Here is a 22,546-nt window from a genome sequence, read left to right as displayed (position 1 = left end):
AGTCGCCACATGAGGTCAGCAGTGATCGTCGACGTCGTGCGGACGGCGTCGGGCAAAGGCAAGCCCGGAGGCGCGTTGTCGAGCGTGCACCCGGTCACCCTCCTCGCCGACACGATTCGCGCGTTGCTCACACGCACGAACGTGGACCCGGCGAGCATCGACGACGTGATCGCGGGCTGCGTATCGCAAGCCGGAGACCAGGCCTTGAACATCGCCCGCACCGCCGTCCTCGCCGCGGGCATTCCGGAGGCGGTGCCGGGCACGACCGTCGACCGGCAGTGCGGTTCGAGCCAGCAGGCGGTCCACTTCGCCGCTCAGGGAGTGCTGGCCGGTGCTTACGACATCGTGCTGGCCTGCGGCGTGGAGTCCATGAGCCGGGTCCCGATGGGGTACAGCTCCGTCGACCAGCACCCGACGGCACCGCTGGCGACCCGCTACCCGGAGGGACTCGTCGGCCAGGGCGTTTCCGCCGAGCTGATCGCGGCCAAATGGAAGCTCGACCGAGAAGTGCTCGACGCCTACTCGGCTCGCTCACACCAGCGAGCGGCGAACACGGCTGCCGAAGGTGGCTTCGCCGGCGAGATCGTTCCGATCGAGGTGGACGGCACCGTTCACGACACCGACGAAACGCTGCGGGCCTCGACCACGGTCGAAAGCCTGGGCGGGCTGAAGCCGTCGTTCGTCGACGACCGGCTCGCGCGGCGTTTCCCCGAAATCGAATGGCGGATCACGCCCGGCAACTCCTCGCCGCTGACCGACGCCGCCTCGGCCGTGCTGATCATGAGCGAGGAGAAGGCGGTGCAGCTGGGCCTGCGGCCCCGTGCACGGTTCCACGAGTTCGCCGTCGTCGGCAGCGACCCGCTGTTCATGCTGACCGGGGTCATCCCGGCCACGCAGAAGGTGCTGGCCCGCGCCGGCCTGAAGATCGACGACATCGACGTGTACGAGGTCAACGAGGCGTTCGCTCCGGTGCCGCTCGCCTGGCAGCACGACCTGCAGGCCGACCCGGAGAAACTGAACCCGCGCGGGGGCGCGATCGCCCTGGGCCACGCGCTGGGCGCCTCCGGGATCCGGCTGCTGGGCACGATGCTCAACCACCTCGAAGCCACCGGCGGTCGCTACGGGTTGCAGACGATGTGCGAGGGCGGCGGCATGGCCAACGCGACGATCATCGAGAGGCTCTGATGGCAACAGGCACCGTCAGCGCGGACTTCGCCGGAGCCAGCGTTCTCGTCACCGGCGGCGCCCAGGGCATCGGGCTCGAGATCGCCCGGTACTTCGCCGGCGCCGGTGCGAAGGTCTCCGTGCTCGACCGCGACGCCGCACAGCTCAAGTCGGCCTGGGACGGCGTGACCGGCGTGCGGCAGGTATCCATCGACGTCTCGGACGCCGAAGCGGTCGCCGACGCGGTCGCCGGCATCGTCGGCTGGGCCGGGGGGATCGACGTCGCGGTGAACAACGCCGGCATCACCCGGGACGCCGTCGTCTGGAAACTGACCGCCGAGCAGTGGCGGGCAGTCCTCGACGTACACCTCGGCGGCACCTTCGCGGTGACGCGGGCCGTCATCCCGCACATGCGCGCCGCCGGCTCGGGCCGGATCATCAACGTCACCTCCTACACCGGCATGCACGGCAACGTCGGACAGGCCAACTACGCGGCGGCCAAGGGCGGGATCATCGCCTTCACCAAGACGGTCGCGAAGGAGGTCGCCCGGTTCGGCATCACGGTCAACGCGATCTCGCCGAACGCGTCCACCTCGATGGTCGCCGCCGTGCCGTCCGAGCGGCTGGCCGAGATGACGGCGTCGATACCGCTCGGCCGCTTCGCCGATCCCGCGGAGATGGCCCCCGCGGTCGCGTTCCTCGCCTCGGAGCAGGCGTCATACGTGACCGGCGTCGTGCTGCCTGTCGACGGCGGGGTGGCGATGTGACCCGCCTGAACCCGTCCTCCTCCGCGGTCGACCCGATCGTCGTGCTGGGACTCGCGGCGACTCCACTGGTTCCCGAGTCCGACGCCGTGCTCGACGAACTCGTCTTCGACGCTGTCTCGGAGGCCTTGCGCGACGCCGGAATCCGCAAGCACGAGCTCGGGTTGTCGGTCACCGCGTCGCTGGACGTCTACGACGGCCGCAGCATCTCCAGCGGACTGACCAACGCCGCGTCGGGCGGCTACCTCGCGGAGTCCTACCGCATCGAGGGCGACGCAGGCCAGGCGATCATCGCCGCGGCACAGGCGATCGCCGCGGGCGACGCAGACCTGGCGTTGGCGGTGGGTGTGTACAACCCCGAGGTGTCAGCGCCGGATCGTCGCGCGTTCCTGCAGCAGATCTCGAACCACGGCTTCGAACCGCACGCCGACCGTCCCGTCGGCCTTTCAGCCGAGACCGTGCTGGGGTTGCACGCGGCGCTCACGGTCGATTCGGGCGAGCTGACAGAGGAGCAGCTCGCCGATCTGGCCGCCCATGCCATCACCCGTGGCGCGAGCAGTGCCCGTGCTGCTCGACGGACACCCGTCACCGCGGCCGACGTGCTGGCGTCCACTCCGGTCAACGGTGTCCTGCGCGAGCTGATGCTTCCCGCTGAGTCGACCGGGGCGATCGCCGTCGTCCTCGGGTCCCTGGCGCGAGCCCGCCGGGCTCTTCGCCCGCGCGCGGTGCTGACCGGGTGGGGTCAGGCCACCGGCGACACCACTGCCGGTGGGCAGTGGCTCCACGATCCGGCGGCCGCGGCCCGGCGAGCCGCGCACGAGGCGTACCGGCGGGCAGGAGTCACCGATCCTGGTGGCCAGGTGGCGGCGGTCGAGCTGACGGCCGCCACACCGGCTCTGCTGGCACCGATGCTGGACGCACTCGGACTCGCCAAGGGCGGCATCGAAGTGTCGCCCTCCGGCGGAGCTTTGAGTTGTTTTCCCGGCATCGCCAACGGCGCACTCCGCCTGCTCGAAACGGTGTCCTGGTTGGAGATCCACGGCGGGCAGGCGGTTTCGCACTCGACCGACCTGCTCACCGGCACCGTCGCGGACACCGCGACCGTCCTCGTGGTGGAGGGAGTCTGATGGCGACTCGAGCACTGATCGCGGGTGCCGGAATCACGTCGGCGACCTCCCCTCGCAGACAGCAGTCATCCTCACTCGAGCTGGTGCAGGAGGCGGTCTGGGCGGCACTCGAACACTCGGGCGCTTCGCCCTCCTCGCTCGACGGAATCGTCATCGGGAACATCGACGGCTTCGAGGGCACCGTCCTCGGGGCCAAGCACGTGGTCCGGAGGCTCGGGCTCGGCAGCGAGCTTCCCGCGTCGATCGTGAACACCGGCGGCACCACCGGCGGCAATCTCATGCAGGTGGCAGCACGTCAGGTGCGTTCCGGTGACCGCCATCGGGTGCTCTGCGTCGGCGGGCCGACCTTCTTCGGCGTCCAGGACCTGCAGTCGGCGATCAACACCAACTCGCCGATGGTCGTCGAGCAACCGCTCGGCATGGGGGCCTACCACATGGGTGCGTTCTACCCGAGCGCGTACCAGGAACGCTTCGGTGCGACGGTCGAGGACTTCGCCGTGAGCGCCGTCCAGGACCACGAGCACGCGTCGCGCAACCCCTATGCGCACCTGCGCAACGTCATGACCATCGAGGAAGTCGTCGCGGCGAAGCCGCTGTCGACACCCATGACGATGGCCATGGTGTGCCCGGTGTCGACGTCGGCCAACGCGCTGCTCGTGACCTCGGAGTCGGGTGCCGAGGGCCTGACCCCGGTTCCGGTGGTCATCCGGGCCATGGGAACCAGCAGTGACCCCTACCTCGGCGGTGGCAAGAACGACTTCGCCGCCATGGAGAACCTCGCGATTCTCGCGCACAAGGTTTACCGGTTGGCCGATGTACGGGATCCTCGCAGCGAGATCGACGTGGTCGAGGTCTTCTCGCCCTACGCCCCCATGCAACCGATGCAGCTGGAAGCGCTCGGATTCGCCCCGCCCGGCGGTGGCATCGACCTCATCCGGTCCGGCGCGACCCGGATGGACGGCGATCTGCCGGTGAACCTCTCTGGAGGACCGTTGTGCACCAACGCCGGCGTCGCCGGAGAGCTGGCACCTTACGTCTACGTCGCCCTGCAGCTGATGGGTGACGCACCGGCGGAGATGCAGGTACCCGGTGCGCGCAGGGGCCTCGCCCATGGGACCGGTGGCACCTTCTTCCAGTTCGAGAACCTGGCCATCCTGGAGAGGCAGGACCGTTCATGACCACCACTCAACGGGTGCACTGGGACCTCGTCTACGACGTCCATCTCGGCGCGACCTGGGGCCGCTTCATGGCTGGGCTCACCGAGCAGAAGATCCTGGCCAACCGCTGCCCGGATTGCTCGCGTGTCTTCGTTCCCCCGCAGGCGTACTGCGAAGCGTGCTTCGTGCGCACCGACGAGTGGCTCGAGCTGCCGTCCGAAGGCGTGGTCGAGGCGTTCACCGTCGCCTGGCAGGGTTTCCGGGGTGGACCGACACCGCCGTACGCGATCGCCGGGATCAGGCTGACGGGCGCGAGCACGCTGCTGATGCACTACGTCCGCGGCCTCGACCTGTCCGATCCGGCCGGGGTGCGTGAGCAGTTGCCCACGGGGACCAGGGTGCGGGCCGTCTGGAGCGAGGAGCGCACGGGACAGATCCTCGACATCGCCCACTTCGAAAGAGCCTGAACGACGAAGACCGCTGTGCGAAACCGGCCTGGGACAACGGTTCCAGGCCGGTTTCGCTTGTGCGGCTGATTCGGACGGTGACCGGCCGAATGTAGCGGGATGGGACAACTCTGCCCCCTTGTTCGCTGCGACTCTGTTCTCGCACCCGGCACCGTGAGGCCGATCACACGACCGGGACGCCGGCGGGGTCTCCGCCGCGGCCACTGCGGCGGAGACCACGGTCGTATTCCTACCGAGAACCGGCGTGTGTCGTCGGAGTGAAGAGGAGGACACGTGAAGGTCCACATGACCAACCTGATCCAGAACTACAACAACGCGTCGTCGGACTACGACATCTTCAAGGACCAGATCGCGCTGTCCGTCCGGGCCGACGAAGACGGGTACGAGAGCATCGGCTGCGTCGAGCACCACTTCGACCCCGGCTACTCGATGTGTCCCGACAACACCCAGTTCCTGTCCTACCTGGCGGCTCTCACCAAGACCTCCAAGCTGCACACGACCGCGGTGATCCTGCCGTGGAACGACCCGTTGCGAGTCGTCGAGAAGATCGCGCTGCTGGACAACCTGTCCGACGGGCGGGCGATGTTCGGCATGGGCCGCGGGCTGGCCCGGCGCGAGTACGAAGGCTTCGGGATCGAGATGGGCGAGTCGCGCGAGCGCTTCGACGAGGCCGCCGACATGGTGATGCGAGGGCTCGAAGACGGTTTCGTGGAGAACGACGGCAAGTTCTACCCCCAGACCAAGGTGGCGATCCACCCCAAGCCGCTCGGGACCTTCAAGGGCCGCACCACCATGGTCGCGATGAGCCCCGACTCCGCGATCGTCGCCGGCAAGCTCGGTCTGCCGATGATGGCGTTCATCCAGGGACCGATGGAGCTCATGCACATGCCCATGATCGACGGGTACCGCAAGGCCTACCGCGACACCCACGGTGGCGAGGCCCCGCCGCCGCTGATGATCGACCTGACCTACTGCCACCGCGACTCCGAAGAAGCGCGGCGGGTCGCCTACGAGGCCTGCGTGAACTACTACCTGTGCTGTGTGGAGCACTACGAGTTCGGCGGCCGGCATTTCGAGTCGACCAAGGGGTACCAGTCGTACGCGGCGGCCAAGGAAGCCATCGACGCGATGGGCATCGAGGCCGTCTGCGACACCTACGCCAACGCGCAGATCTGGGGCACCCCGGACGAGCAGATCGCCAAGCACGAGGAGCGCAAGGCCATCGTCGGCGACTACGAGGTGATCTCCGTCTTCCAGTACGGCGGTCTCAAGGGCGAGAAGGCCGCAGCCAGCTACGAGCTGTTCACCCGTGAGGTCAAGCCCGTGCTCGAGAAGCTGTGACTGATCAACGACGATCCACAGGAGACTTTCATGGCGAGTCCTGAACTGGGCCGCGCCCGCGAACTGCTGGCGCATCTGGTCTCTGAGCCCGAAGCCACAATGGACGACTACCGCAGGCTCTACGACGAAGTCCTGGCCAACTTCACGTTGCCCGACGACGCCGAGGTCGAACAGGTCGACGCCGGCGGCACTCCGGCGATCTGGATCGGCGCGCCGGGTACGGCACGCGACCAGGTGGTGATCCTCGTGCACGGAGGTGGGTGGTGCATGGGAAACGCGACCGGGTACCGCGAGTTCGGCTACCGCATCTCCAAGGCCGCCGACGCCAGGGTGCTGGTCGTCGACTACCGCCTGGCACCGGAGAACCCTTTCCCCGCACCACTCGACGACGTCGTCGGTGCCTACCGGTGGGCGCGTCGACAGGAAGGCGTGCGGCGAGTCGCGTTCGTCGGCGACTCCGCGGGCGGCGCCCTCGTCGTCTCGGCTCTGGTGAAACTGCGCGACGACGGGGACCAGCAGCCGGACGCCGCGGTCGCCTGCTCGCCACTCGTCGACCTCGCCGGTGAGGGCGCGTCGCTCACCGAGCGGGCGAGCGTCGACCCGCTGCCGGCCGCCGCGCTGGTCAGTGCCATGGGTGGTGCCTATCTGGGCGGCAAGGAACCCAATACCCCACTGGCTTCGCCCCTGTACGCGGACCTGCACGGGCTACCTCCAGTGCGGGTGCTCGTCGGTACGGACGAAGGCCTGCACGACGACTCCATCCGGCTGGTGGACAAGATCCGCGCGGCCGGTGGGGAAGCCGAACTGGAGATCGGCGAGCAGATGGTGCACATCTGGCCCATCTTCAACTTCCTGCCCGAGGCTCAGGCTTCGACGAACCGGTTCGGCGAGTTCCTGCGCAAACGGTTCGCCTCCGCGGACTGACACGATCGGCCGGAGCGCCTGCCCTGGTTGTCGCGCATTGCGACAACCAGGGCAGGCGCTTTCTCCATACGGTCAAAGGAACCGTGGTGCTGACGCACCGCAAACCCTGCTTCCCCAGAGAAGGGCGACCGGTGACCACCACCAACGCGACGAACCGCACCGCGGACGACATCGCGTCCCAGGCTCGCGAGTTCCTGAAGTTCACCCCTCCGGCCACGACCGGCCGCATCGAGTTCCTCCGCGCCCGGTTCGACGCCGGACTCGCCTGGGTGCACTATCCCGAAGGGCTAGGCGGAATCGGTGCCGACCCGGCTCTGCAGCCCGTCGTCGATGCGATCTTCAGCGCTGCGGGCGCACCCGGCAACAAGCCTCACACCAACATCATCGGCCTTGGCATGGCCGCTCCGACGATTCTGCGGTTCGGCACGCCCGAGCAGAAGCGGCGCTTCCTGCGTCCACTGTGGACCTGTGAGGAGATCTGGTGCCAGCTCTTCAGCGAGCCGGGAGCCGGGTCGGACCTCGCGAACGTCGCCACGAGCGCCAAGCGCGACGGAGACGACTGGGTCGTCAACGGCCAGAAGGTCTGGACTTCGCTGGCGCACGAAGCCACCTGGGCCATCGTTGTCGCGAGGACCGATCCGGCTCAGCCCAAGCACCGCGGCCTCACCTTCTTCGTGTGCGACATGCGATCCCCCGGCGTGGACGTCCGCCCGTTGCGGCAGATCACCGGCGAGAGCGAGTTCAACGAGGTCTACCTGGACGACGTTCGCATCCCGGACGACCAGCGCCTCGGCGAGGTCGGGCAGGGCTGGGCGGTCACGCAGAACACGCTGATGAACGAGCGCGTCGCGATCGGAGCCGGCACCGTCCCGCGAGAAAGCGGTGCGATCGGCGAACTGCTCCGGGTGTGGCGCGATCGGCCGGATCTCCGCACGCTGGGGGCTTTCGACGAGGTCATGCGGTTCTGGGTCGAGGCCGAGGTTGCTCGCCTGACCGCTGAACGGCTGCGCCAGCAGCAAGCCGCGGGGCTGCCGGGACCGGAGGGCTCCGGTGCGAAGCTCACCTACGCCCGGCTCAACCAGGAGATCTCGTCACTCGAGCTCGACCTGCTCGGCACCGAGGCTCTCCGGTACACCGACTACAGCGCCAGGCGGCCCGTTCTGGTCACCCATGCCGAGAACCCGGCCGGATGGCGGTTCCTGCGGGCCAAGGGCAACTCCATCGAAGGTGGCACCTCGGAGATCATGCGCAACATCATCGCCGAGCGCGTGCTCGGGCTGCCCGCCGAACCGCGTGCCGACAAGGACGTCGCCTGGAAGGACCTGCCGCGATGAACCAGACGCCGGCGACGCCGGATACCGGTGACCTGCTGTACTCCGAGGTCGAGGAGGACCTCCGGGCCAGCGTCCGAGCACTGCTCGAGAAGCGCAGCCCGTGGGACGTGGTGCTCGCCAGGACGGAGAGCGCGGAGACCACGGACCGCGAGCTCTGGGCCACCCTCGCCGGTGAGATCGGTTGTGCCGCGCTCGCTGTGCCCGAGGCGGTCGGAGGTGCCGGCGCGAGCTGGCGTGAAGCGGCCGTGGTGGCTGAAGAACTCGGCCGCGCCGTGGCACCTGTCCCTTTCCTCGGCTCGGCCGGGATCACCGTGGCCCTGCTGCTGGCACTCGGCGAGCACGAACTGCTCGCCGAGGTCGCCGCGGGTTCCGTCGCGGCTCTGGCGCTGCCCTTCGGGACCGCGCCTGGCGACACCATCGGCTTCCTCGACGTCTCCGGCGGCCGGGTTTCGGGTGCGGTCGACGGTGTCGCGGATGCCGCGGCGGCGGACACGCTCCTGGTCGTGGCTGAGGACGGGGTGTACCGCGTCGACGCGAACGCGACCGGCGTCCGGCGAACCGTGCTCGTCTCGTTGGACATGACGCGGCCGCTGGCGGACCTGGTCTTCGACGGTGCCCCCGCGTACCGGCTGGAGTCGAGCCGGCCAGTCGGTGAGGCCGTCACAGCGGCTTTGCGCACAGGGGCGGTTCTCCTGGCCGCCGAGCAACTGGGCGTGGCCGAGCAGTGTCTCGCCATGACCGTGGACTACCTGGCGATCCGTCGCCAGTTCGGCCGGATCCTGGGCTCGTACCAGGCACTCAAGCATCGGCTGGCCGACCTGTGGGTGCTGATCACTCAAGCCAGGGCGGCCGCCCGGTACGCGGCGGACTGCGTTGCGGCGGGGTCGCCGGACCTGCCTGTAGCCGCCTCGTTGGCGAAGGCTCACTGCTCTGCGGTGGCGCAGCTGGCGGCGGAGGAATGCATGCAGATGCACGGCGGGATCGGCTTCAGCTGGGAGCACCCGGCGCACCTCTACCTCAAGCGGGCCAAGAGCGCGGCCATCGCCCTGGGCACACCGGGCCGGCACCGCACGATCCTGGCCGAGCTGGTGAACGTCCCGCGTCCGACATCGGTGGAAGGGTGATCATGGATCGCACACTGTCCGGCCTCACGGCCGTGGTGACCGGCGGCAACAACGGCATCGGCAAGGCCATGGCCATGGGCCTGGCCAAAGCCGGCGCGAATGTGGCGATCTGGGCGCGCAACACCGAGCGCAGCGCCGCCGTGGTTGCGGAACTCGAAGCCGAAGGAGTGCGGGCGACGGCGGTCGCGTGCGACGTCGCCGATGAACCCTCGGTCGCCGCGGCCATGGACCGCACCGTCGATGAGCTGGGACCCCTGGGCTGCTTCATCGCCAACGCCGGCATCGCGGAGGCCGCTCCACTGACCGAGATGAGCCTTGAGACCTGGCGCAGGGTGCTGCGGACCAATCTCGACGGTGGCTTCCTCTGCACCCGTGAGGCCGCCAGGAGGTTCGTCGCGCAGGGCTCCGGAGGGTCGATCATCGTGGTGTCCTCGACGATCAGCCGCTACGGCGCCGCCGGGCAAGCCGCCTACTCGACCAGCAAGACCGGTCTGCTCGGGCTCGGACGCACGCTCGCCGTGGAGCTGGCCCGGCACCGGGTGCGCTGCAACATCCTGATCCCCGGCTGGACCCGCACGTCGATGAACCTCGATCTGCAGGCGGACGAGCGCTTCGTGAAGGCGACGACCGCTCGCACACCCGCCCGCCGCTGGGCAGACCCCGAAGAGTTCCACGAGGTCACCACCTTCCTGGCGAACCCGGCGCTGACCTACCACACGGGCAACGAGGTCGTGGTCGACGGTGGCTACACGGTCTTCTGACCGTGCAGCCACCCAAGCTCGACCGGCTCGGCTCAGGCTCGCCAGAGATGCGGGCCGGGCCGGGTCATCACGATCTGCGGGATCACGGCTGATCCGCCGAGCCGGGTCAGCGACACCGCCACCTCGGCAACGTCGACGGGGTCGATCATGAGCTCCGTCGCGACCTGATCGGCCAGTGGAGCGGTCATGTCCGTGGCCACATAACCGGGGCAGACCGCGGTCGCGAGAACACCGCCCTCCGACTCCTCGGTGTTGAGCGTCTCGCACAACGACGTCAGCGCGGCCTTGGTGGCGCCGTAGGCCGAGTTCAGGGGTTCTCCCGCGATGCCGGTCATCGACGAGACCGCGATCACGCGGGCAGTCCCGTGCTCCGCGGCGGTCCTCCGCAGCAGCGGCAGGGTTTGCTGGATCAGCACATAGGCGGAGCGCAGGTTGACCGCGAACAACTTGTCAAGCCGCCTCGGCGGGAAGTCGGCGAACGGGCCGATCGCCCCCATCCCCGCGTTGAGGACCAGCGCGTCGAGCCGGCCGAACGAATCGGAGTGCGCCTGGGCGAGGTGGCGCAGTTGGTCCTCCTGCGCCATGTCCGAGGCGACGGGCCGCACGGTCGATCCGTAGTCGGTTGCGAGTCGGCCGGCGAGTTCCTCGAGCGGTCCGGTGGATCGCGCGGCGAGCGTGAGATCCCAGCCCGCGGCGGCGAACCGTTGGGCGATAAGGGCTCCGATGCCTCGCGAGGCCCCTGTGACGAGCGCAGCACGTCGCTGAGATGTCGAGGTCATCGTGGGGCCATCCGCATCGCGCCGTCCAGCCTGATGACTTCGCCGTTGAGCATGGGGTTGGAGACGATGTGCTCGACGAGAGCCGCGTACTCGTCGGGCTCGCCGAGCCGTGACGGGTGCGGAATCTGCGTCTCGAGCGACGCACGTGCCTCATCGGAAAGGCCACGCAGGATGGGAGTGGCGAACATGCCGGGTGCGACGGTCATGACGCGGATGCGGGAGCCAGCCAGGTCCCGCGCGATCGGCAGGGTCATCCCGACGATGCCGCCCTTGGAGGCGGAGTAGGAGGCCTGGCCGATCTGCCCGTCGAACGCGGCGACCGAGGCCGTGTTCACGATGACGCCGCGTTCCCCGTCGATCTCGTCGGTCGCGGCGATGGCGGCCGCCGAGAGGCGGATGACGTTGAACGTGCCGATGAGGTTGATCTCGACCACCCGCGCGAACCTGGTGAGTTCTTGGGGACCTCGCCGGCTGAGCGTGCGGACCGGATCGCCGATTCCAGCGGCGTTGACGACGATGCGCAGCGGGCCGCGATCAGTGGCGGCCGTCACCGCGGCCTGGACCTCGTGGGGGTCGCGAACGTCCGCCGGAACGAAGGTCACCGAGCGGCCCAGCTCGGCTGCCACCGCGGCGCCGTCAGAGGTGGGGAGGTCGAGGATCACCACCTCGGCGCCGGCTGCTGAAAGCCGCTCGACGGTGGCCCGGCCGAGACCGGACGCTCCACCGGTCACGAGCGCGACCGATCCTGCTGTGCGCATGGAATTCCTTTCGCGATGATCAGGCGAGAAAGCGGTAGACCGGACGAGCCACGCACGCGGGCTTCGTCTTGCCCTCGATGCTGAGAACCGCGTCGGCCACCAGTTGCACGCCGCCGTCGACCTCGGTCACGTCAGCGACGGAAGCGGCCAGCCGGACGCGAGAACCGACCGGAACCGGCGCGGGAAAGCGCACGCGGTCGAGGCCGTAGTTGACCACCATCGCCGCCTTCTCGACCACGAGCAGTGGCGCGAACAGCGGCCCCACGAGAGCAAGGGTCAGGTAGCCGTGGGCAATCGGGCCGCCGAACGGACCGGCTCCGGCACGTTCGACATCGACGTGGATCCACTGCTCGTCACAGGTGACCCGTCCGAAGTCCTTGACGTCGCCCTGGCTGATCTGGTGCCACGGGCTGGTTCCGAGCGACCGGCCGACGAGGTCCAGCAGGTCGGCCGGCTCGTCCACGGTTGTGGTCATGAAGTTCTCCTCGGCAGAGCGTGAGCCGGCACTACTGGGCTGTGTAGCCGCCGTCGACGGGAAAGACCGCGCCGGTGACGAACGCGGCGGCGGGCGACGCGAGGAAAACGGCGACCGCGGCGACTTCCGCCGCCGTTCCCAGACGGCCGAGTGGATGTGCCGCTGCCAGCCGGTCACGCGTCACCACGTCGGGATCCCGCAGCAACGGAGTGTCGATGAAGCCCGGTGCGATCACGTTGACTCGGATGTCCTTCGCGGCGTACTCGAGAGCCGCGGTCTTCGTCAGGCCGAGCAGGCCGTGCTTCGACGCGACGTAGGGGCCGGCACCCGCGGTGGCGACCAGGCCCATCACCGAGGCCACGTTGACGACGGCACCTCCCGCGGCCATGACGGGCAGTTCCGCCCGCATGCACAGGAATGTCCCGTCGAGGTTGACGCTGAGGACACGCCGCCACTCCGCCACGTCGGTCCGGCCGGTCGGCGCCTTGACCGGCATCCCCACCCCGGCACTGTTCACGGCGATGTCGAGCTGACCGAACTCGGCCATCACCGTGTCCACCATCGCAGCCACGTCGCCGGGGCTCGTGACGTCGGCACCGAGCGGAAGTGCCTCTTCCAGTTCGGCGGCCACGGCCGTCGCGGAGTCGAGCGAGATGTCCGCTACCACGACCCGTGCGCCCAGCGCGGCGAGCTCCCGTGCACAGGCGGCACCGATGCCCGAGCCGCCTCCGGTGACCAGAGCGATCTTGCCCGCCAGGTTCAAGTCCACGTTCGCTCCTCACAGGATTAGGCGCGTGGTCGTCGGACGGCGCCTTGGTGTGTCGAGGCTAGGACGGACTTTCGGCGTCTGGATGTCGCTTTTCGCTACGGCTCGCGGCTGCCGGGCGTTGCCACGGCGCGGCCTCGGATCTGTCCCCGCTTGAGCCGTTCGTAGAAGAAAGGGGCTTCTTCGAGGGAGCACTGCTCGACCTCGACACGAAGGTGACCGGAGCGAGCGAGTTCCACGACTTCCCACAGCTCGTGCCGGCTTCCCCAGAACGGCGCGCGGATGGAGGCGTCGAACGGCAGCGTCCGATAGCCGACGGGAATCGCACCGACGCCGGCACCGACGACGGTGATCTCGCCTTCCGTGGCAATGGCACGCGCGGCGAGTTCGATCGTCTGCTGGGCGCCGACGAAGTCGAAAACCGCCATGGCACCGAATCCGCGGGTGAGTTTCCGGATCACCGCCGGTGCGTGCTCATCACTGGGAACTGCCTGATGTGCACCGACTTCGAGAGCGAAGCCGAGCTTGTCCTCGCTGACGTCCACAGCGATCACCGTGGCAGCGCTGAGCGCGCGGATGATCTGGATCGCGATGTGACCCAGTCCACCGGCCCCGATGACGACCGCGTGACTGCCCGCGGTGAGCTTCGGCAACGACTGTTTGACGGCGTGGTAGGAACTGAGGCCCGCATCCGTGAGGGACACGGCCTGCACAGGGTCGAGGCCGCCGAGCGGGACGAGGTGTCGTTCGGCGTCGACGAGCACGTAGTCGGCCAAGGCGCCGGGCACGGCGATGCCAGGCGGGCGCACTCCGTCGGGGTGGGTGCAGTAGTTCTCCTTGCCCTGGGCGCAGTGAGGGCACTGGCCACAGCCCCACGGCCCGTACACGAGCACCTGGTCACCGACCGAGAACTTGTCGGCGCCCTCTCCCAACGCGGCCACCACACCCGCGGCCTCGTGGCCGAGGGTCAGAGGTAGCGGACCGAACCGGTATTCGGACTCCGTGGCCTCCATGATGTGGAGATCGGAGTGGCACAGACCCGCGGCGGAGACGCTGAGCAACACCTGCCCGGGCTCCGGTACCGGCACGGGTACGTCCACGACCTCGGGGAGCGCACCGAACCGACGGTACTGCAACGCCTTCACAGCCGAGCCAGCCCGTGCGCACGAGATGCGGACGGGCCGAGCGCGAGCAGCACGTCCAGCAGCCAGTCCACGGTGTCCAGCTCGATCAGTTCAGCGGGCAGCACCCAGCGGTATTCGTCGTGTTCCCAGTTGAGGCTGAGACCGCTGTGGGTGGCGTGGAAGAGGAAGGGGTGGACTCGCCACACCACGTCGTCGTCCGGGCACGGCAGATCCAGGCAGGCGCCCCGGCGGACGAGCAGTACGTCCGGGCCGCCGAGCCCGGTCTCCTCGCCGATCTCGACCCGCGCGTGGTCGAGTGGATCGGTGCCGGCAGGCAGGTAACCGGTGATGCAGTGCCAGCGTCCGGGGTCGCCGGCGACCAGGTGGCTCCGTTTGAACAGGCCGATCCGGTCCTCGTTGATGAGGATGCCCGCGACGACGTCCGGCATCAGCGGTACGCCTTCTTCAGCGTGGGCCGGTCGATCTTGTTCGTCGCGGTGCGCGGGATCGCGTCGACGATCTCTATGCGCCGCGGACGTTGCAGACCGCGCAGGTTCGCGTCGCCTTCGCAGTAGGCAGCGATGTCCTCGGCGGTCACGGTGGCATCTCTCGGGACGACGATGGCGGTGACCTGCTGGCCGAACCGCTCGTGCGCGGTGCCGATCACGGCGACTTCACGGATCAGGGGACACGTTGCGAGGTGGCCCTCGACCATCTGCGGATAGACGTTCTCCCCTCCGCTGATGATCATGTCATCGGCGCGGTCGACGAAGTAGAAGTAGCCGTCGGAGTCCACGCTCACGAGATCGCTGGTCCGGAACCAGCCGTCGGAGGTGATCCTCGTGGCGTTCACCTCCGGAAGCTGCCAGTAGCCCGGGGTCACGGCGTCGCCACGGACCCACAGCTCACCGACCTCGCCATGTTCGGCGTCCCGCTCCTGGCCTTCCAGCACGACCCGGGTCTGGACGATCTGCTGCAGCGGCGTGCCCAGTGAGCCCTCCCGGCGCGGTCGGTCCAGCGGTTCGGTGATCGACAACCCGCTCTGCTCGGTTTGCCCGTAGATGTTCACCGCGACGATCCCGGTCGCGGTGGTCAGGGCCCTGAGTTTCGCTTGGGGGAGGGCGGAACCACCGATCGCGCAGACCCGGACCGAGTCCAGGGACATCTGACCGTCGCCGAGTGAGTTGACGATGTCGAACATCATGGCGGGGACCAGCGCGAGAACGGTGGGCCGCAGCGCCACGACGTCGTCGAGCCACTCCTCGACCTGCCACCGCCGCAGCGTGACCGATCCGCCGGCCAGGAGCAGGGGCAGCGTGAGCAGCTGCAGGCCGCCGACGTGGAACAGGGGAGTGCAGACGAGAGCGTGATCGTCGGGCGTCAGCGACCACGTGTCGATGGTCGCCTCGCACACCGCCGTGGTGTTGCGGTGGGTCTGGCGCACGCCCTTCGGTTGCCCGGTCGAGCCGCTGGTGTACATCAGCAGCGCGTCGTCGTCGTCCATCCGCGGCACGATCGTTGCGGCCGGCGCCGTGGCGACGGTGTCCTCGAACGACAAAGCGGCGCCTTCGGCCCTGCCCACCGAGATGATCCGCTCGGTCACGGCGAGCCCGTCGAGCGTGTCGCGCAGCTTCTCGACGTCGGTTGCCGGGGTCACGATCCACAGCGCGTCGGAGTCGACGGCGGCGTGACGCAGGGCAGAAGGGTGGAAGAGGTAGTTGAACGGGACCGCGACCGCACCGGCCTGCCAGATGCCCAGCAGGGCGATCATCCATTCGGGCTGGTTGTGCATGTAGATGCCGACCCGCTGACCAGGCTCCACCCCCTCCGACCGGAGGAAGGCGCCGAACCGGGCGCCCTGGTCGAACAGCTCGGCATAGGTCAGCACAGCTCCACGGTGGCTCAGCGCAACCTTGGCAGGCTGGCGTTCGGCGACCCTTCTCAACGACGTCAGAACGTTCATGGTGACCTCCATCGGCCGGCGAACCTCGGAGCGCGGAGCAGCTATGGGCCGAGACGGTAGGTCTTCCCGAGCGGGCCTGGTTGTCGCAAGGTGCAACAGCTCGGGAGATGCCAGGCAGCTCGCGCTACCGTCGGCGTATGACACGTTCCGCAGGGGTGCGAAGCATGAGGTCGGACGGGGAGGCGCGGCGCGAGCAGATCCTCGCGGCAGCCCAGCTCCTTTTCGCCAAGCGGTCGTACCACGAGGTGTCGACCTCGGAGTTGGCAGCTGCTGCGGGCACCACACGCACGAACCTGCACCACCATTTCGGGACCAAGCGCGATCTGTACCACGAAGTGGTGCGGCGGTTCGCCCAGCTGCGTGAACCGCCTTCGATCTCCAGCGAGACCACCACGACCGAGGAAACCGTCAGGCGCATGTTCGACCGCTGGCTCGACTCGGTGGAACACAACCGCGAGACCTACCTCAGCATGATCGACATGACCTCGTCGCGACGGGATCCAGAAGTCGAGGCCGCCCTGCACACCGGGATGCGCGCGTGGGAAGACCGGCTGCTGGCGTCGCTGGCAGTGTCCGAGACCGAACGCAACAGAGCACTGGTCCGTTCATTCCAGGCCATGGTCAGCGCCGCGACCGACGAGTGGTTGCGACGAGACACCCTGACCCGGTCAGACGTTCTCGGTCTACTCACTCGGGCCCTGTTGTCCCTGCGTACAGGCCTGGACGCCTTAGCTTGACAGGCTGTCAGTCTTCGGTCATCCTCGCCTGACGGCGACGGTGCCGAGCTTCGCCACGGCTCCGCTGACCGGTGTCGAACCCAACGGAGGGTGCGCGGTCTTGAACACGATGCCTCGTCATGCGCGTGGAGCTTTCATTCCCGGTCCGTCCGCGCCGCAGGGGTTGGTCCAGCGCGGCGATCTTCGTCCGGATCGGGCCCGGCGAGTCCGCGACACCTTTCTCACCACCGGGACCGCCGACTTCGCCGCGGTCGAGGCCGCCGGAATCTCGCCTCACGTGTTCGACTCCTGGCGTCGCTGCCTGCGCTACGGCCTCGCTGGGGATGATGTCCGCCCCGTGAGGCGAACCGCGATCGATCTCGAAAGCCAGTTGACCACGGTGGTTGACGCGGTGGTGAGCCGGCGTGACGCGGTGCTCGAGCAGTCCATGTGCGGGCTCTCCCTCACCGACGGGGAGGGCACGGTGCTGCGGCAGTGGGTGCGCGACCGGCGGATCGGCCGCTGGCTGGAGCGCAACGACATCGTGCCGACGTTCGTGGTCGACGAAACGAGCGTCGGCACCACCAGCGGCATGTGCCTTCTGAGCGGCAAGCCGACCATGGTGCGCGGGCCCGAACACTTCTTCGAGAAGTACGACAGCGTGACCTCGGCCGGCGTACCTGTCGTGCACCCGGTCACCCACCGAGTCGTTGGTTCGCTGAACCTCACGAGCCGCTTCGAGGACACCAGCCCCGTTCTCCTGTCGTGGGCGATGGACCTCGTTCGCGATGTGCAGTGCGCCTTTCAGGAGTCCGCCACGAGGCGAGAGCGGATCCTGATGAACGCCTACCTGTCCGAGAACCGGGACGTTCGGCACCCCTTGGTCGCGCTCAACGAACAGACGATCATCACCAACGCGACCGCGGCGAGGCTGCTCACCTCAGTCGACCAGGCACTGCTGTGGGAGCACACCTCGCGAGCGATCCACGATGGTGGTCAGGAAGCGCGCCGGCTGGTCTTGAACAACGGAACCGTCGTGTCCGTCGAGTGCAAGCAGATCACCGACGGCGGTGTAGCCGCGGGCGCGGTTCTCAGCATCCGGCCGGTCGTGGAGCGGTCGACCCGCACGGAGCCCGCGCCGCCGGTTCCCGCACTGGGACAACTTGCCGGAAAGGGCCCGCGGTGGCGCGAACTGTGCCGCCGGGCCCACCACACAGGGACAGGGCCGGTGCTGGTCACCGGCGAGCGCGGTACCGGCAAGCTGGCGGTGGCACGCGTGCTCGCGGGCGGGATGCCCGTCGCCGTGGTCGATGGCACCGACGCGGCGGCGGACGGTGGTCGTTCGTGGTTGCGCGGACTCGAGGACCACCTGAGTCAGCCGGCTCCCGCCGTCGTGGTGATCCGGCACTGCGACGAGCTGGACCTCCCGACGTCCACGGCGGCGGCCAAGCTCGTGCGGGCCTGTCACGACGGGCCGGTACGGGTGATCGCCACGGCGAAGAACTCGGCACGGCACGGTGATCTTGCTCCACTGCTTGCCGAGTTCACCGCGGTCCTGGAGGTTCCGACGCTGCGTGACCGGCTTGAGGACCTTCCCGACCTGCTGGCCGCACTGACGAAGCCGGCCTTCGAGCGCCTTGGCCGCACCCCTCACCCGGTCCGGTGGATGCCGGATGCGGTGCAGACGCTCGCGCGACTGGACTGGCCCGGCAACGTCGCCTCCCTCGAAACTGTCGTGGTCGAGGTGCTCCGCACGAACAGCAACGGCTACATCAGCGCCGGAGACCTGCCCGTCGACGTCGTCTCCACCGCTTCACGGCGGAAACTCGCGGGTTTGGAGCAGGTGGAGGCGACCGCCATCATCACGGCCCTGCGCGAAGCGCGAGGCAACAAGAAGAAGGCCGCGGACGCCCTCGGAATCGCCCGTTCCACCTTGTACCGCAAGACTCGCGCGCTGGGAATCGACCTCTCGACAGCGGCCTACTGAGCGCCTCGCGGTCCTCGGTCACGTCGACCAGCCACCGCCAGATGTGTTCCACGATGCGACAACCACAAGGCTTGCACCACCTCTAGCGTTCGGGAAGAACGAGGAGGTGAGGCCGGTGCCGGCCAGCGAAGACGGTTCAAAAGCCAGGATCGTGGCCCCAGCCACCATCGCGGAAGGCGATGTCGGCTATGCCGTCGACGGCCCGGTCGCGCTCATCACGCTCGACCGCCCATCGGCGCACAACGCGCTCACCATCAAGATGATCAGGCGGCTGGCCGAAGCCACCGACGCAGCGCGCCAGGACGACGACGTCCGTGCCATCGTCCTCACCGGCGCGGGCGAGAAAGCCTTCAGCGCCGGCGGCGATCTCGGAGAGCTGATTCCCCGGCTCACGCGCGGCGAACTCGACATCCTCATCCCGGACCCGTCCAAACGCTTCTTCTCCGACGTGTTCAAGCCCGTCATCGCCGCCGTGAACGGTCTGTGCCTCGCAGGTGGCCTGGAGATCCTCCTCGGCACCGACATCAGGATCGCAGCCGACCATGCGATCTTCGGGGTACCCGAAGTCCGTTGGGGACTTGTTCCTGGCGGCGGTACCCACGTTCGCCTTCCCCAGCAGATCCCCTGGGCCATCGCGATGCGGTTGCTCCTCACCGGTGACCACCTCGATGCCGGAACGGCCGCTCTGCACGGGTTGGTCACCGAGGTGGTCCCCGCTGCCGCAGTGCGGGAACGAGCGTTCGAGGTTGCGCGCGGGATATCCCGCAACGCGCCGGTAGCGGTCCGCACTGCCAAGGAGATCGCCGTCCGCGCACTGGGCAACGAATCCCGCTTCGCGCTGGAACTCGCGCTCAACGAACGCGTGCTCCGCACGGACGACGCTGTCGAAGGGCCCCGGGCGTTCGTCGAAAAGCGATCTCCCATCTACCGCAACCGATGAGCACCCGGGAGGCAGACATGAACGACACGCACCTGCGTACAGTGCCGCCCGACAGCCGCGAGCTCGTCGCATCGATCTACGAAGCAGTCCGCGGTGTGGCCGCGGCATTTCCACGCTCACTGTTCCTCCAACGTGCTCGCGAAGGCGGCCACGCCAGGGAACTGTGGGACGCGCTGGTCGCCGCCGACCTGCTCGCCATCGGTGTTCCCGAATTCCTGGGAGGAGCCGGCGGCGGGCTGACCGGCACCACCGCGGTCATGGAAGCGCTGGCGAGGGCCGGGGTACCTCCGCTGCAGTACTCGCTCACCACGTTCTCGCGCGAGGCGATTCTGCGGCACGGTTCCGAGCAGCAGATCAAGGACCACGTCATCGCCACCATGACGGGCAAGCGGAAGATCTGCCTTGGTGTCACGGAACCGGAAGCGGGCACGAACTCCTTCGCGTCCAGGACGACCGCGCGACGCACGGCGGACGGCGGCTATCGGATCTCCGGTCAGAAGGTCTTCATCTCCGGTGCCGACGAATCGGACCACATCCTCCTCCTGGCACGGACCGCTCCCCAAGGAGAAGAGGTCGGTCGCCGCAAAGGCTTCGGACTGTTCATTGTGGACATGTCACTACCTGGCGTCGAGCTGCGCCGGCTCGACATCGAGTGGTACGCGCCGGAGAACCAGTACGAGGTGTTCTTCGACGACGTCGAGGTGCCGGCCGAGGCGTTGGTCGGGCAGGAAGGCGCCGGATTCGACCATCTGCTGTCCTGCCTCAACCAGGAGCGCGTGACAGTTGCCGCGTGGGCACTCGGACTGGGCCACTACGCACTGCAAAAAGCTGTCGACTACGCCAAGGTGCGCGCTCCGTTCGGCAAGCCGATCGGTGCGCACCAAGCGGTTCAGCATCCGCTTGCGCTGGCGACGGCCGAGATGGAGGCGGCGCGACAGGTCATGTACTCGGCTGCGGCCGGCTACGACAGCGGCCACGATGCGGGCGACCAGGCCAACATGGCCAAGCTCCTCGGCAGCCGCGCCGCACTGGCCGCCGTCGAAGCTGCCATCCAGGCACACGGCGGCTCGGCCTTCGTGTACGAGACGGACGTCGTGACCTTGTGGCCGATGGTGCGCGTGCTCCAGATCGCGCCGTTGAACAACGAGTCGATCCTCAACTACATCGGCGAACGAGTGCTCGGGTTGCCACGCAGCTGAGACCCTCCTGGAGGCTATCGTGATCATCGTCCAATCGATCGACGACCGTGCGACGGTCCTGCGCCAGGCCTTTGCCTGCTTTCCCAGCGGCGTGACGGCGATCTGTGCGTTGTCCGTCGACGAACCGGTCGGGATGGCCATCAGCTCGTTCACCTCGGTGTCGTTGGATCCCGCGCTGTTGTCGATCTGCGTGCAGAACACTTCGGCCACCTGGCCGAAGCTGCGGGCATATCCGCGGCTTGGCTTGAGCGTCCTCGCTGAGCACCAGACCGCTGCGGGCCGCCGGCTGGCCATGAAGAACGGTGATCGGTTCGCCGGGGTGGAATGGCAGACGAGCAACGACGGCGCGCTTTTCGTCCTGGGCGCCTCCGCCTGGTTCGACTGTTCGATCAAAGCCGAGGTTCCGGCGGGCGACCACACCGTCGTGCTCCTGGAGGTCCACGGGTTGCAGGCGAAGCCCGACGTTCCTCCACTGGTCTTCCACGGCAGCAGGTTCCGCCGTCTGGAAGTCGACGAACTCACCGTGGGGGCGTGATGGATCTCCGGCTCATTCCCGACCCGCCCGCGACCGAGTCGCCGATCGGCCGGGCACTCACCGCCATGGCCGCGGGCGAACCAGTCGTTCTGATCGACGATCGCGCGAAGGTACCGGCTGGTTTCCTGGTGGCGGCCGCCGAGGCGGTCAGCACCAAGACGGTCGCGTTCCTGGTCCGCCACTCGTCCGGGCTGCTGTGCGTGGCACTTTCCGGCTCGGAGTGCGACCGTCTGGACCTGCCGCCGATGCCCGGCGCCGGACAGTCGCCGACACAGTTCGACGCGTGTGTCACGGTCGACGCGGCCAACGGCATCGCGACGGGTATCTCTGCTCACGACCGCGCTCGTACCGTAGCGCTGCTCGCGGCCGCGGACTCGTGTGAAGGCGATTTCACCCGTCCTGGCCATGTGATTCCGGTGCGCTACGCCGCAGGTGGTGTGCTCCGGCGCATCGGTGTGGCGGAAGCGACGGCCGACCTGGCTCAGGCTGCCGGAAGGCGCCCTGCCGCGCTCTTCGACGCCGTCGTCGGTCTCCGTCGGCCCACCGAGCTCGCCGACCCGTGCGAGCTCCGTGAGTTCGCCGAGTCCCACGATCTTGTGACGGTGTCTGTCAGCGAGCTGATCGCTCACCGGCTGAGCCTCGAGCCGCTGGTATCGCGTCGCGCGACGACTCGGTTGCCCCTGCGCGCGGAGACGATGCACGCGATCGGCTATGCCACCGTGTTCGGGGAGGAGGAGCACCTCGCCCTGGTCACCGGCGACCCCGCCGGGCTCGACGACGTTCCTGTGTACGTCCACCGCGAGTGCCTCGTGGGAGACGTGTTCGGATCGCTGCGCTGTGAGTGCCGCCACAGGTTGGACAACGCCTTGGCGACCATCACGGCCGAAGGTTCCGGCATTGTCGTCTATCAGAAATCCAACAGCCGCCACACCGCAGACGCTTCGTCACCGGCACAACTGTCCGAAGAAGAGCTCTTTCCCTTCCTTGCGGCGAACATCGTCCAGGACCTCGGCGTGCGATCCGTGCGGTTGCTGGCCGATCAAGAGCCGCATCGGAACGCGTTCCGGCTCCGAGGCCTGCCGACCCGTATGCACCGGCTTGCCGTCACCGCGATTTCCTGAGAGCCGATGGAGGCTGTTCA

The 22,546-nt window shown here is 68.3% G+C and carries 23 protein-coding genes; 16 read left to right on the top strand and 7 right to left on the bottom strand.

The window, feature by feature from the left end; translation table 11 throughout:
• The first annotated feature begins 9 nt into the window (after nt 1–9).
• The 10 genes from IG04_RS0139825 to IG04_RS0139775 all read left to right on the top strand — a co-directional run bounded on the left by IG04_RS0139825 (nt 10) and on the right by IG04_RS0139775 (nt 10,163).
• Complete coding sequence (locus IG04_RS0139825) at nt 10–1,185, top strand: thiolase family protein (RefSeq protein ID WP_030481939.1); 1,176 nt, start codon at nt 10–12, stop codon at nt 1,183–1,185.
• Complete coding sequence (locus tag IG04_RS0139820; protein WP_030481938.1) at nt 1,185–1,931, top strand: SDR family oxidoreductase; 747 nt, start codon at nt 1,185–1,187, stop codon at nt 1,929–1,931. The genes IG04_RS0139825 and IG04_RS0139820 overlap by 1 nt, the downstream gene beginning before the upstream one ends.
• On the top strand, nt 1,928–3,055 hold the full coding sequence (locus tag IG04_RS0139815; protein ID WP_030481937.1) for a beta-ketoacyl-[acyl-carrier-protein] synthase family protein: 1,128 nt from the start codon (nt 1,928–1,930) through the stop codon (nt 3,053–3,055). Before IG04_RS0139820 ends, IG04_RS0139815 begins: the two co-directional genes overlap by 4 nt.
• Nucleotides 3,055–4,233, top strand: coding sequence for a thiolase family protein (locus IG04_RS0139810; RefSeq protein ID WP_030481936.1), 1,179 nt, complete (start codon nt 3,055–3,057; stop codon nt 4,231–4,233). Before IG04_RS0139815 ends, IG04_RS0139810 begins: the two co-directional genes overlap by 1 nt.
• Nucleotides 4,230–4,679 carry a Zn-ribbon domain-containing OB-fold protein gene (locus tag IG04_RS0139805; protein ID WP_030481935.1) on the top strand — a complete coding sequence of 150 codons (450 nt, stop codon included), beginning with the start codon at nt 4,230–4,232 and terminating at the stop codon, nt 4,677–4,679. Before IG04_RS0139810 ends, IG04_RS0139805 begins: the two co-directional genes overlap by 4 nt.
• A gap of 273 nt (nt 4,680–4,952) precedes the next feature.
• A complete protein-coding gene (locus IG04_RS0139795; protein WP_030481934.1) occupies nt 4,953–6,020 on the top strand; it encodes an LLM class flavin-dependent oxidoreductase in 1,068 nt (355 codons plus the stop codon).
• A 30-nt stretch (nt 6,021–6,050) separates the two neighbouring features.
• On the top strand, nt 6,051–6,944 hold the full coding sequence (locus tag IG04_RS0139790; protein WP_030481933.1) for an alpha/beta hydrolase: 894 nt from the start codon (nt 6,051–6,053) through the stop codon (nt 6,942–6,944).
• Between the two features lie 131 nt (nt 6,945–7,075).
• Complete coding sequence (locus IG04_RS0139785) at nt 7,076–8,278, top strand: acyl-CoA dehydrogenase family protein (protein WP_030481932.1); 1,203 nt, start codon at nt 7,076–7,078, stop codon at nt 8,276–8,278.
• Nucleotides 8,275–9,402, top strand: a complete 1,128-nt coding sequence (locus tag IG04_RS0139780) for an acyl-CoA dehydrogenase family protein (RefSeq protein WP_030481931.1) — start codon at nt 8,275–8,277, stop codon at nt 9,400–9,402. Before IG04_RS0139785 ends, IG04_RS0139780 begins: the two co-directional genes overlap by 4 nt.
• A gap of 2 nt (nt 9,403–9,404) precedes the next feature.
• The gene (locus tag IG04_RS0139775; protein WP_030481930.1) at nt 9,405–10,163 is read left to right on the top strand and encodes an SDR family NAD(P)-dependent oxidoreductase; all 759 of its coding nucleotides are present in this window, start codon (nt 9,405–9,407) and stop codon (nt 10,161–10,163) included.
• A gap of 32 nt (nt 10,164–10,195) precedes the next feature.
• On the opposite strand, the gene IG04_RS0139770 is transcribed toward IG04_RS0139775, so the two are convergent.
• From IG04_RS0139770 to IG04_RS0139740, 7 genes are all read right to left on the bottom strand, one after another.
• Complete coding sequence (locus tag IG04_RS0139770) at nt 10,196–10,942, bottom strand: SDR family NAD(P)-dependent oxidoreductase (protein ID WP_030481929.1); 747 nt, start codon at nt 10,940–10,942, stop codon at nt 10,196–10,198.
• Nucleotides 10,939–11,700, bottom strand: a complete 762-nt coding sequence (locus tag IG04_RS0139765; RefSeq protein WP_030481928.1) for an SDR family NAD(P)-dependent oxidoreductase — start codon at nt 11,698–11,700, stop codon at nt 10,939–10,941. The genes IG04_RS0139770 and IG04_RS0139765 overlap by 4 nt, the downstream gene beginning before the upstream one ends.
• A gap of 19 nt (nt 11,701–11,719) precedes the next feature.
• Nucleotides 11,720–12,175 carry a MaoC family dehydratase gene (locus IG04_RS0139760; protein WP_030481927.1) on the bottom strand — a complete coding sequence of 152 codons (456 nt, stop codon included), beginning with the start codon at nt 12,173–12,175 and terminating at the stop codon, nt 11,720–11,722.
• 31 nt (nt 12,176–12,206) lie between these two features.
• The gene (locus IG04_RS0139755; protein WP_030481926.1) at nt 12,207–12,944 is read right to left on the bottom strand and encodes an SDR family NAD(P)-dependent oxidoreductase; all 738 of its coding nucleotides are present in this window, start codon (nt 12,942–12,944) and stop codon (nt 12,207–12,209) included.
• A gap of 95 nt (nt 12,945–13,039) precedes the next feature.
• Nucleotides 13,040–14,086 (bottom strand): NAD(P)-dependent alcohol dehydrogenase, encoded by a 1,047-nt coding sequence (locus IG04_RS0139750; protein ID WP_030481925.1) that lies wholly within the window; start codon nt 14,084–14,086, stop codon nt 13,040–13,042.
• Nucleotides 14,083–14,514 carry an NUDIX domain-containing protein gene (locus IG04_RS0139745; protein WP_051771831.1) on the bottom strand — a complete coding sequence of 144 codons (432 nt, stop codon included), beginning with the start codon at nt 14,512–14,514 and terminating at the stop codon, nt 14,083–14,085. Before IG04_RS0139745 ends, IG04_RS0139750 begins: the two co-directional genes overlap by 4 nt.
• On the bottom strand, nt 14,514–16,028 hold the full coding sequence (locus IG04_RS0139740) for a class I adenylate-forming enzyme family protein (RefSeq protein ID WP_030481923.1): 1,515 nt from the start codon (nt 16,026–16,028) through the stop codon (nt 14,514–14,516). The genes IG04_RS0139745 and IG04_RS0139740 overlap by 1 nt, the downstream gene beginning before the upstream one ends.
• Before the next feature lie 164 nt (nt 16,029–16,192).
• Between IG04_RS0139740 and IG04_RS0139735 the strand changes: the two genes are divergently transcribed.
• From IG04_RS0139735 to IG04_RS0139705, 6 genes are all read left to right on the top strand, one after another.
• Nucleotides 16,193–16,765, top strand: a complete 573-nt coding sequence (locus IG04_RS0139735; protein WP_051771828.1) for a TetR/AcrR family transcriptional regulator — start codon at nt 16,193–16,195, stop codon at nt 16,763–16,765.
• Between the two features lie 337 nt (nt 16,766–17,102).
• Nucleotides 17,103–18,731, top strand: a complete 1,629-nt coding sequence (locus tag IG04_RS0139725; RefSeq protein ID WP_159460435.1) for a sigma-54-dependent Fis family transcriptional regulator — start codon at nt 17,103–17,105, stop codon at nt 18,729–18,731.
• 43 nt (nt 18,732–18,774) lie between these two features.
• The gene (locus IG04_RS0139720; RefSeq protein WP_245815950.1) at nt 18,775–19,671 is read left to right on the top strand and encodes an enoyl-CoA hydratase/isomerase family protein; all 897 of its coding nucleotides are present in this window, start codon (nt 18,775–18,777) and stop codon (nt 19,669–19,671) included.
• A gap of 17 nt (nt 19,672–19,688) precedes the next feature.
• Complete coding sequence (locus IG04_RS0139715) at nt 19,689–20,870, top strand: acyl-CoA dehydrogenase family protein (RefSeq protein ID WP_030481919.1); 1,182 nt, start codon at nt 19,689–19,691, stop codon at nt 20,868–20,870.
• Between the two features lie 19 nt (nt 20,871–20,889).
• A complete protein-coding gene (locus tag IG04_RS0139710) occupies nt 20,890–21,405 on the top strand; it encodes a flavin reductase family protein (RefSeq protein ID WP_030481918.1) in 516 nt (171 codons plus the stop codon).
• Nucleotides 21,405–22,526: a 3,4-dihydroxy-2-butanone-4-phosphate synthase gene (locus IG04_RS0139705; RefSeq protein WP_051771822.1), complete on the top strand. Its 1,122-nt coding sequence runs from the start codon at nt 21,405–21,407 to the stop codon at nt 22,524–22,526. Before IG04_RS0139710 ends, IG04_RS0139705 begins: the two co-directional genes overlap by 1 nt.
• The last annotated feature ends 20 nt before the right edge of the window (nt 22,527–22,546 follow it).

It is taken from the genome of Lentzea albidocapillata, from assembly GCF_000719115.1.
Classification (GTDB): Bacteria; Actinomycetota; Actinomycetes; order Mycobacteriales; family Pseudonocardiaceae; genus Lentzea; species Lentzea albidocapillata.
Note: the sequence above shows the minus strand (reverse complement) of the source record. Positions and strands in the feature narration are given on the sequence as shown.